The organism is Natrinema soli (assembly GCF_028618695.1).
The window spans coordinates 1-612 of the sequence record NZ_JAQIVI010000847.1 but is presented as its reverse complement, the minus strand read 5'-3'; the positions used below and the strand labels follow the sequence as shown (position 1 = coordinate 612).

General features: G+C 55.6%; 1 protein-coding gene. It reads right to left on the bottom strand.

Annotation, left to right across the window (positions count from 1 at the left end; genetic code table 11):
• The coding region (locus PGX04_RS34035) for an IS6 family transposase (protein ID WP_273742507.1) at window positions 1–612 on the bottom strand (612 nt) is incomplete at both ends.

Below are 612 nucleotides of genomic sequence, written 5' to 3'. Positions count from 1 at the left end.
ATTATAGTAGTGTACAAACTGTTCAAGCCATTCTCTGACGCTCGCCCGACTGCCCACCCACGAATTATGGAAGCGGTCAACCCGAATCTTGAAAGTCTGAAACCACTTTTCGATCAGGTTTCGCTCGACGTAGTCGAGCTGACCGCTTAACCCTAATCGAGAGAGGGCAGTCAGATAGCCGTAGCCATCGACGAGAAATACCGTCTCGGAGAGATCGTGTTTCTCGATCAATCGATGCAGGAACGCAGCGGCTGGATCAGTGCCTCGTCGTCCAAACACTGCGACATCAAGGATTAATCGTGAGTCGAGATCTATTGCAGCGTATACCCAAGACCAGTTGCCGTTGATCTTGACAGCGGTTTCATCAACCGCGACCCGCGACGGCTTCGCCGTCGGCGGGTCTGGCACGCTGTCAGCCAGCCGATGTACCCAGTGCCAGATCGCTTGATGAGAGCGTTCAACGCCGATCAAGCGAAGAATTGCTTGTGTCTCACGGAGGGAACAACCGGTCGCGTGGAGACGGACGGCGAACACCCTGGCGGGTGTCGCCGTCCGCTCGCGCTCCCAAGATTCATCAAATTCCGCCGCGTAGCACTCGTTGAGTAGGTCTGC